Genomic DNA, 7,689 nt, shown 5'->3' on the forward strand with positions numbered 1-7,689 from the left:
TCCGTCGTGAAGGCCAATACGCATTAAGTCGGCTTTATCCCTCACAGGTGCGCACCGTGGCAATGTTACAAGCGATGGAGTGGATCAACGGCGACGGTTATCAACACAACGTTTGGGTGCGATTCCCTGATGGCGAAATTAAACGCCCGAAAACATGGCTTTGGCAAGATGTTCGCACTCGTAAAGTGTTGGCTGCTAGAACCGATAAATCGGAAAACACTGACACCATACGCCTCAGCCTGCTTGATGTGATTAGTCGCTACGGTTTGCCGAAACACTTAACCATCGACAATACCCGAGCGGCAGCCAACAAGAAAATGACGGGCGGGGTAAAAAACCGCTACCGCTATCAAGTAAACGAAAACGAAGTGCAAGGCATTATTCCGGCACTCGGTATCGAACTGCACTGGACGTCGATTCAATTCGGTAAAGGGCGCGGGCAAGCCAAACCGATTGAGCGTGCGTTTTCTCACGGCGGTTTAGGAGATTATGTTGATAAGCACCTGTTATTACGCGGGGCTTATGCAGGGGCGAATGCTTATGAAAAGCCTGACTATGACGGCAAAAACGGTGCAGAACAGCCTGTCGATTACGCCACATTCTTAATGGCATTAGAGCAAGGCATTCAGCAATGGAACAACGTGGGCAACCGCCTCACCGAAATTTGTGCAGGCAAAAGCAGTTATGCCGAAGCCTTTGAGCGAGATTGGGCTGTTGCCGAAAAACGCCCCATCAACCAAAGTCAAATGCGGTTATTGCTCACACTTCACGAGGAAGTTCGCCTCAACCAAGACGGCACGTTCTACCTCAACGCAGGCAAAATTGGCAGTAACAAAAACCGTTACGAGTCGCTAGCGCTTATCGGTACATCACACAAAAGAGTTGTGGTGCGCTATGACCCAGCAAATCTTCACGACAAAGTGTGGGTATATGCCCTTACAGGCGAATACTTAGCAGAAGCGGAAATTACCGAGAAAGCAGGCTTTGGCGACCAAATGGCAGGACGTGAACACAACAAAGCAATGCGTAACTGGGTAAAACATACCGAAAAAGCGGCGAAAGAACGCGCCAAAGCGGAAGAAATGGAACTCAGCAATTACGCCCCAACAGTGGAATTTGAAGAGCGGTTCTTGGAAATGTTACCAGAGCCAGTAAAAGCCCCTCAAACGCAAGCAGAAGAGGTGGAATATGAAGAAGTGCTAGATTTCAACGCAGTGCGAAAAATACCGAAAGCAGTCGAAGTGGAAGCCGAAGAAATCAGCGAATTTAATCGTGATTGGGAAAAGGGTTTAGAGCTTTTAAAGAAAAGTAAAGGGCGTTAAACCAACCACCTTTAAACCAGATTTAAACAGGGTTTAAACCCTAAGGAGAATGAGATGAGCAATATCACATTAAACGAAAACGCAATGCTTTATTTAAAAGCAGACTATTACCGCCCTGAAATGCCCACTTTTAAAGCCTGCTATTTCCGATTAAGCAAAATTGCCCAAGAACAAGACTGGGGAACATTGCCGAATTTAGCCCAAACCAAAGACCTGTTTAAAGCGGCAGTCCCTGAGATTATTTGGACGAGAGAGGTGTTTAAGCGTGCCAATACTCAAAAGAAACACGCACACAAGGCAACGCCTTATCTTGAACAAGTAATGTAATTCGAGTGGCAAAACTCTCAGGTAACAGCACATAAAACGGAGCTGGCAAGTTAGATAAATCAAGTGGTTCAGAGCCTATTTTGTTCAACTCTAACACTTGAAGATGGCGAGATTTTAATTTTGCGATCAGTTGATGAAGAAATGCTGAACGTGAATTACCCGCCACAGCTTGTAACGCATCATCAAGATTAAGCCAAGAGGCAGAACCGTGAGCAGGCAAGGCTTGAGCAAATTTTAAAAACTGCTTATGCCAATTTTCTTCAGAAAGCAATGAGGTTGGCTCTTTTTGTACAGAATGTTCAAGTTTAGTAATCACTTCTGAAAATTCGTGAAAAAGTGTTGCCACGGAGTAGAGCTTAACAGGTTGGCGAACCATTTTTAACAGTAAATCAGTTTCAGACATAACGCCCCCAAAGGTAAAAACAGGAACCCCATTATGACACTAATCAATAAACTCAAACAACACTTAACCGACAGCCAAATCACCCAAGCCCAGCTTGCCCGCGAAGCAGGAGTAAATGCAGGTGCATTGTCGGCATACCTTAACGACAACTACAAAGGCAACATTGCAGATGTAGAAGCAAAATTAACCGCTTACCTTGAGAAAAAAGCCGTTCAAGCCCGCGAATTTGTCGAAGCCCCTGCCTTTATCGAAACAGCGACTTCTCGTCAAATTTTCAAAACGCTGGAATTTGCTCAAATCGCTAACTGCTTGGCGACCGTGTACGGCATGAGCGGGGTCGGTAAAACCAAAGCGATCCAAGAGTTCGCCAAAAGTCACGCTAACGTGTGGCTGGTAACTGCAAGCCCTAGTCGTTCAAGTTTAAGCGAAATTTTGTATGAAATTGCCCTTGAGTTAGGCATCAGCGACGCACCACGCAGAAAAGGCACACTCTCACGCCTGATTGCTCGCAAAATCAAAGGCACAGAGGGCTTGCTGATTGTGGACGAAGCTGACCACCTTCCTTATGAGGCACTTGAAGAGCTACGCATTATGCAAGAAGAAGCAGGTATTGGCTTAGTGTTGGTAGGCAATGACAAAGTCTATACCCGCATGAAAGGTGGCATTAGCCCTAGCCACGAATATGCAAGATTGTGGTCGCGCGTGGCAAAAAACACCAGCATTCAGAAAACTAAAAAAGCAGACACGCAAGCAGTCGCTCAAGCGTGGGGGTTAGAAACCGACGAAGAAGCCTTAAAAGTGATGCAAAGCATTACCGAAACAGGCGGTGGCTTACGCATTTTAACCCAAACCTTGCGATTAGCAGCAATGGTGGCAAAAGGTTCAGGCAAGCTGATTGATGCTGACTTAATTATCAAAGCACGCCAAGAATTATTAGGTAAAAACGAATAAGGAAGAACGGTATGAAGAAAGTATATAACGAAATGGCAGGCGAAATGATGCTACCTCGCAACGGATACATTCACAACCAACTGGCACGCCTTGAAATTGCTACTCTCGGCTGTGAAGCCTTGGGGATAGAGGTGGAAAAAGTCGAATGGTTCGACAGCTGCCGACCTCGTTTAGTAGTGCGAGACAACAGCACCACACGCCATCTTGTGAAAACAGGCAAAGCGATGAGCTACGGTTCAGAAGTCAAAAACGGCATTCGCATTTACCTCCATCAAATGATGGTGGAGGGCGTGAAAATTATCTGGAAATCAGATGTAACGAAACATTAGCCACAACAGGAGAAACTATGGCAACTAAAGTAAAAAGCCAAGCGAAATTACGCTTTGTAAGCGTAGAACAGGTGCAAAGTGCGATTAAAGAGATCGGCGATTTAAGCCGTGAACACACAAGACTTGCTACCGAGATGAACGACAAGATTGGGGCAACCAGCGAACAATACGCTCCGAAATTGAAAGCCTTGAAAGAAGAAATTGAGCCATTGCAAAAGGCGGTGCAGGAATACTGTGAGGCAAACCGTGATGAGCTGACCGAATTCGGCAAAATCAAAACAGCAAACTTTGTGACAGGCGAAGTGCAATGGCGACAACGTCCACCATCAGTCGCCATTCGCGGGGCGGAAGCGGTGATGGAATTCTTGCAACGTATGGGCTTTGACCGCTTTATTCGCACCAAGCAAGAAATCAACAAAGAAGCATTGCTCAATGAGCCAGAAGTGGCAAAAGGGATTGCCGGAGTAACGATTAAACAAGGGCTAGAAGATTTTGTGATTAAACCGTTTGAGCAGGTGGCGAGATAGAACAAGATTAAGGCCTATTTAAAAGCCCTTTAAATTTCCCCTACCCCTCTTTACAAAAGAGGGGGACGAGTTAGAAGGGGCTTTCAAAATAAGTTTTAACCCACAGGAGAAAACCGATGAAAACCAAACGACCATACGCAAAAAGCGTGGAAAACTTCAACCGATACCGCTTTTATGCGGAAAAAGCGGCAAAAGAAGAACAAGCCGGCAATTACAAAGAGGCCGCAACCCATTGGGATTTAGCCAGCCTTTCTGCTAATGAAACCAACAAAGTATGGGCAGAAAACCGCAAAGACTTCTGCGAACGAATGAAAAGAAAACCATTTTAAGGGGGAATAATGATGACCGAAACACGCAAAACCGAGCTAGAAAGCCAGCTTAATCAAATGATTATGATGCTCAAAGAAGCTCAAAAATCCTTGTTTAAAGGGCAATATATCCACGCAGCTATTTTTGTGGGGAATGTGTCGGATCAGTTGCCAACAATGCGAATGATGTTGGCGAGGGGGTAAGAATGAAAAGGTTTAAATATGAATGGATTGTCCTTGAAGAAGTAGAAGATGAAGACCCAACAAAGGAAGAAATACAAAGAGTGATAACAGAAAGCGGTTGGAAGAGCTTTTATTGCAAAGAACAGTGTTACTTTCTTGAAGATATTGCAAAAGAAATTTTTGTGAGAAATTTTTATCAATGGAATATTAGCAATGAAGGCGATTATGTTTTTATTGTAGTAAAAGAAGATGGTGCAAAAAACCACTCAGTATTCCGAGTTGCGTTAGCTTATGTGGTAGCTCCTGATGTAGATGATATTTATTTTGAGGAGGAAATTATGTAACCGCAAAATAACCGCTGCCCACACCATTCGGTCTAGGTTGATATAACTCGGTGTGGGCAAGTTTAAAGAGTGTTTAAATTTTTAAAGTAAATCGTTTAAAGCCTGTTTAAATCAGGTTTAAGCATGTTTTAAAGGATTGACTAAGAGGACACACAATGAGCGAAAAAGCCAAACTAATCCAGCTGATCCATATTGGCAAACAGCAGCTTAATATGGACGAATTCAGCTACCGCGAAATGGTCAAACGGCTGACCAATAAAACCAGCTCCACCAAATGCACTATCGTAGAGTTGCACAAAATCTTACATGAGCTGCAACAAAAAGGGGCTAAAGTAAAATGGTTCGCAAAACGCGGCACAAAATCGACCGCTTATAGTCCTGCCACAGGCGAGATAAAAGTCAAAAGCGAGATTGCTCATAAAATCCGAGCTGTCTGGATTCAAATGGGCAAGCAAGGTTTTCTACAAGATGGTAGCGAGAAAGCTCTCAATAGCTATATGCGAAAAGTGATGAACAAAGGAAAAAGTGTGCTTGCACTCAATGTAGGGGCGTTAAATGGCAACGATGCCAGCCGATTTCTGGAAATTTTGAAAAGATGGCATAGACGGGTAATGCTTAAAGCTATCAGCGAAAAAGGCTATGAATTAGGCGACCCAGAAGCCAGTTACGATACCGTGACGGAGTATTTTAATGAAGTTATGTAGATGCCCTATTTGCCACAGCGATATACATCTCGAATCCTTAATCGAAGATGACGCAGGGCGTGAACTGCTCGGCAAAATTAGCCAACTTACCCACGGTTGTGCCCAACCGATGGTCGGTTACTTAGGTTTATTTAAACCAGCTAAAAGCAATCTCAACAATGCCCGTGCGTTAAAAATTGTCAGCGATGTATTAGAACTTTACCCTTGCTCGTTGTTACTGGCACAGGCATTATCCGAAACGGTGACAAGCCTGCGTAAAAAACGCCAACAAGCCTTGCAAGCGGGGCAAAAAATCGAACCGCTTACTAATCATAACTACCTTAAATCGGTGTATGAAACGCAGAAACCGCACTTTGCCGTCATCCGCACTGATAAAAATCAGTCGGAAACGGTCAAAGCCCAACAAGCGGAAGACAAAAAAGTGCAAGATGCGATTTTATACATCGAACGTTTTGTGCAATTAGGGCAAGAAGAGTTTGTGAAAAACAGCCCCGAATATCAAATCTGGTTGCAACACAAACAGCAAAAACAAGCCCTTTAATTCTCCCTCAAGGCGGTCATTACCGCCTTTTTTCTTGTCTGTTATTTACGATTTTTAACTTTTTGCAATTCGCTAAACCCTTGCTATATCAGGCTTAAAGCCACTTTTTACCTTGAGTTAAGAAAAATTGTGCTAGTGGGAAATTTTAGGTTTTGTACAATATCGCAATGGAATAATGATCAGTTATAGGTGAAAAATGGAACCGCTTGCTCAAGTTGAAACTTTCGAACAAAAAGCCCCTGAAGTGTTAGCCGATTTAGCCAAACATATTGAATTTGAGCTTATCGAAAAACACGCCTTTGCTACAGACAACGCCAAACAAATTGGGGTCGAAATTGCCCAGCGCATCGCCCATAACTGGGGCGGTGAGGTCATCTATATTCCACGCAATCTTGTGTTACTCCTGAATGAACGAGATATGAAGATTTTTAATGAGTTCAACGGACACAACCACCGTGCTCTTGCTCGAAAATATAATGTTTCTATGCAATGGATTTACGCAATCGTCAAACGCATCACTAAAGAAGAAATAGCCAAACGACAGGGAGATTTGTTTGGGGAAAAATAACCGCTAAAAGTGAGAAAACGTCCGAAAGGGCGTTTTTTTTGTGGGAAAATCAAACAAATTAAGAGTATGATAAGAATAGTTATTTTATCAATCTAAGGAAAATGTAATGAAAAAAGCATTAGTTTTATTAAGTGGCTTGTTATTAGCTGCTTGTGGCGATAAAGCCATCACCTCTGAAGACTTAGTTTCAACAATGAAAGCCAGTGGCGTTGAAATTAACGATGTAAAAGATTTAAAAAATGATAAATTTATGGTGCAGGGATTCAAGGAACGCTTTGCGTTCTCGATTCCTGAAATAGCACCTAAAGGCGGGCAAGCCTTTATTTGTGAGAAAAAAGAACAATGCACACCTATTTTTGCCTATTTCGATGCATTGAAAAATCTTGCCGGTCCTTATTTATATCAATCACCGAATGGCAGGGTTGTATTACAACTGAATGCCGGTTTAACCGAAGAAACTGCGAAGAAATTAGAACAAGTAATTTCTAAATACTAACTTCTTTAAATCACTTTAAAATCAATAAAACGCCATCCGTTTTAAACTCCTTTTAAGTCATCTTAGAAGGAGTTTTTTCATGTCTTTATCCCTACCCATCACCAAAATCGTAATCCACTGCTCAGCCACTCAAAACGGCAAGCAGTTACGCACCACCACTCAAACCGCTGCACAACGTATCGACGACTGGCACAAACAGCGTGGCTTTCAGCGTTTAGCGGGCAACTACAAGCAATTCAATCCGCACTTACAGCATATCGGCTACCACTTCGTTATCGACACAGACGGCACGGTTGAAACAGGTCGTCGTGAGGGCGAAACAGGCGCACACGTCAAAGGACATAACTTAAACAGTCTTGGCATCTGCTTGGTCGGTGGTATTCGCAAAGACGGCAAAAACCACGGTGAATACACCGAAAAACAATGGCAGGCACTACATAAATTATTGCGTCAGCTTGAAGCGAAATATCCCAGTGCTCGCATTTGTGGACATCGTGATTTAAGCCCTGACCTCAACGGCGATGGCACAATCACGCCTAATGAATGGATTAAAGACTGCCCGTGCTTTGATGTGTGGACGTGGCTGGATTCCGAGCAGGTTATCAATCACGAACATTTGTTTAAATAAATCTCCCCTAACCCCTCTTTACAAAAGAGGGGATGGGGAAGGGTACAACCTGATAACA

14 protein-coding genes are annotated in these 7,689 nt (G+C 43.5%); 13 read left to right on the forward strand and 1 reads right to left on the reverse strand.

Features of this window, described 5'->3' with window-relative positions; all coding sequences use genetic code 11:
* On the forward strand, nucleotides 1–1,322 hold a 1,322-nt coding region (locus B0184_RS02195), incomplete at its 5' end, for a transposase domain-containing protein (RefSeq protein ID WP_208609335.1).
* Nucleotides 1,323–1,376: 54 nt separating this feature from the next.
* The gene (locus B0184_RS02200) at nucleotides 1,377–1,649 is read left to right on the forward strand and encodes a DNA-binding domain-containing protein (protein ID WP_039851446.1); all 273 of its coding nucleotides are present in this window, start codon (nucleotides 1,377–1,379) and stop codon (nucleotides 1,647–1,649) included.
* On the opposite strand, the gene B0184_RS02205 is transcribed toward B0184_RS02200, so the two are convergent.
* Nucleotides 1,582–2,052, reverse strand: a complete 471-nt coding sequence (locus B0184_RS02205) for a hypothetical protein (RefSeq protein ID WP_005708980.1) — start codon at nucleotides 2,050–2,052, stop codon at nucleotides 1,582–1,584. The two genes, B0184_RS02200 and B0184_RS02205, sit on opposite strands and share 68 nt — an antisense overlap.
* 33 nt (nucleotides 2,053–2,085) lie before the next feature.
* On the opposite strand from B0184_RS02205, the gene B0184_RS02210 reads away from it, so the two are divergent.
* The 11 genes from B0184_RS02210 (at nucleotide 2,086) to B0184_RS02255 (ending at nucleotide 7,631) form a co-directional block, all read left to right on the forward strand.
* A complete protein-coding gene (locus B0184_RS02210; RefSeq protein ID WP_005708986.1) occupies nucleotides 2,086–3,003 on the forward strand; it encodes an AAA family ATPase in 918 nt (305 codons plus the stop codon).
* 11 nt (nucleotides 3,004–3,014) lie between these two features.
* Nucleotides 3,015–3,332 (forward strand): hypothetical protein, encoded by a 318-nt coding sequence (locus B0184_RS02215; RefSeq protein ID WP_005708988.1) that lies wholly within the window; start codon nucleotides 3,015–3,017, stop codon nucleotides 3,330–3,332.
* Between the two features lie 17 nt (nucleotides 3,333–3,349).
* Nucleotides 3,350–3,859: a host-nuclease inhibitor Gam family protein gene (locus B0184_RS02220; protein ID WP_005708983.1), complete on the forward strand. Its 510-nt coding sequence runs from the start codon at nucleotides 3,350–3,352 to the stop codon at nucleotides 3,857–3,859.
* 116 nt (nucleotides 3,860–3,975) lie between these two features.
* Nucleotides 3,976–4,188 (forward strand): ANR family transcriptional regulator, encoded by a 213-nt coding sequence (locus B0184_RS02225; RefSeq protein WP_005708978.1) that lies wholly within the window; start codon nucleotides 3,976–3,978, stop codon nucleotides 4,186–4,188.
* Between the two features lie 9 nt (nucleotides 4,189–4,197).
* Nucleotides 4,198–4,371 carry a hypothetical protein gene (locus B0184_RS10360; RefSeq protein ID WP_005708974.1) on the forward strand — a complete coding sequence of 58 codons (174 nt, stop codon included), beginning with the start codon at nucleotides 4,198–4,200 and terminating at the stop codon, nucleotides 4,369–4,371.
* 2 nt (nucleotides 4,372–4,373) lie between these two features.
* A complete protein-coding gene (locus B0184_RS02230) occupies nucleotides 4,374–4,694 on the forward strand; it encodes a hypothetical protein (RefSeq protein ID WP_005708984.1) in 321 nt (106 codons plus the stop codon).
* 155 nt (nucleotides 4,695–4,849) lie between these two features.
* Nucleotides 4,850–5,398: a gp16 family protein gene (locus B0184_RS02235; protein WP_005708981.1), complete on the forward strand. Its 549-nt coding sequence runs from the start codon at nucleotides 4,850–4,852 to the stop codon at nucleotides 5,396–5,398.
* Nucleotides 5,385–5,939, forward strand: coding sequence for a hypothetical protein (locus B0184_RS02240; protein WP_005708985.1), 555 nt, complete (start codon nucleotides 5,385–5,387; stop codon nucleotides 5,937–5,939). The genes B0184_RS02235 and B0184_RS02240 overlap by 14 nt, the downstream gene beginning before the upstream one ends.
* 196 nt (nucleotides 5,940–6,135) lie before the next feature.
* Entirely contained in the window at nucleotides 6,136–6,507 is a 372-nt protein-coding gene (locus tag B0184_RS02245) for a Mor transcription activator family protein (RefSeq protein WP_005708979.1), read from the forward strand.
* 106 nt (nucleotides 6,508–6,613) lie between these two features.
* The gene (locus tag B0184_RS02250) at nucleotides 6,614–7,003 is read left to right on the forward strand and encodes a hypothetical protein (RefSeq protein ID WP_005708975.1); all 390 of its coding nucleotides are present in this window, start codon (nucleotides 6,614–6,616) and stop codon (nucleotides 7,001–7,003) included.
* A gap of 79 nt (nucleotides 7,004–7,082) precedes the next feature.
* The gene (locus B0184_RS02255; RefSeq protein WP_005708987.1) at nucleotides 7,083–7,631 is read left to right on the forward strand and encodes an N-acetylmuramoyl-L-alanine amidase; all 549 of its coding nucleotides are present in this window, start codon (nucleotides 7,083–7,085) and stop codon (nucleotides 7,629–7,631) included.
* The last annotated feature ends 58 nt before the right edge of the window (nucleotides 7,632–7,689 follow it).

It is taken from the genome of Haemophilus paraphrohaemolyticus, assembly GCF_002015045.1.
Lineage (GTDB): Bacteria > Pseudomonadota > Gammaproteobacteria > Enterobacterales > Pasteurellaceae > Haemophilus_A > Haemophilus_A paraphrohaemolyticus.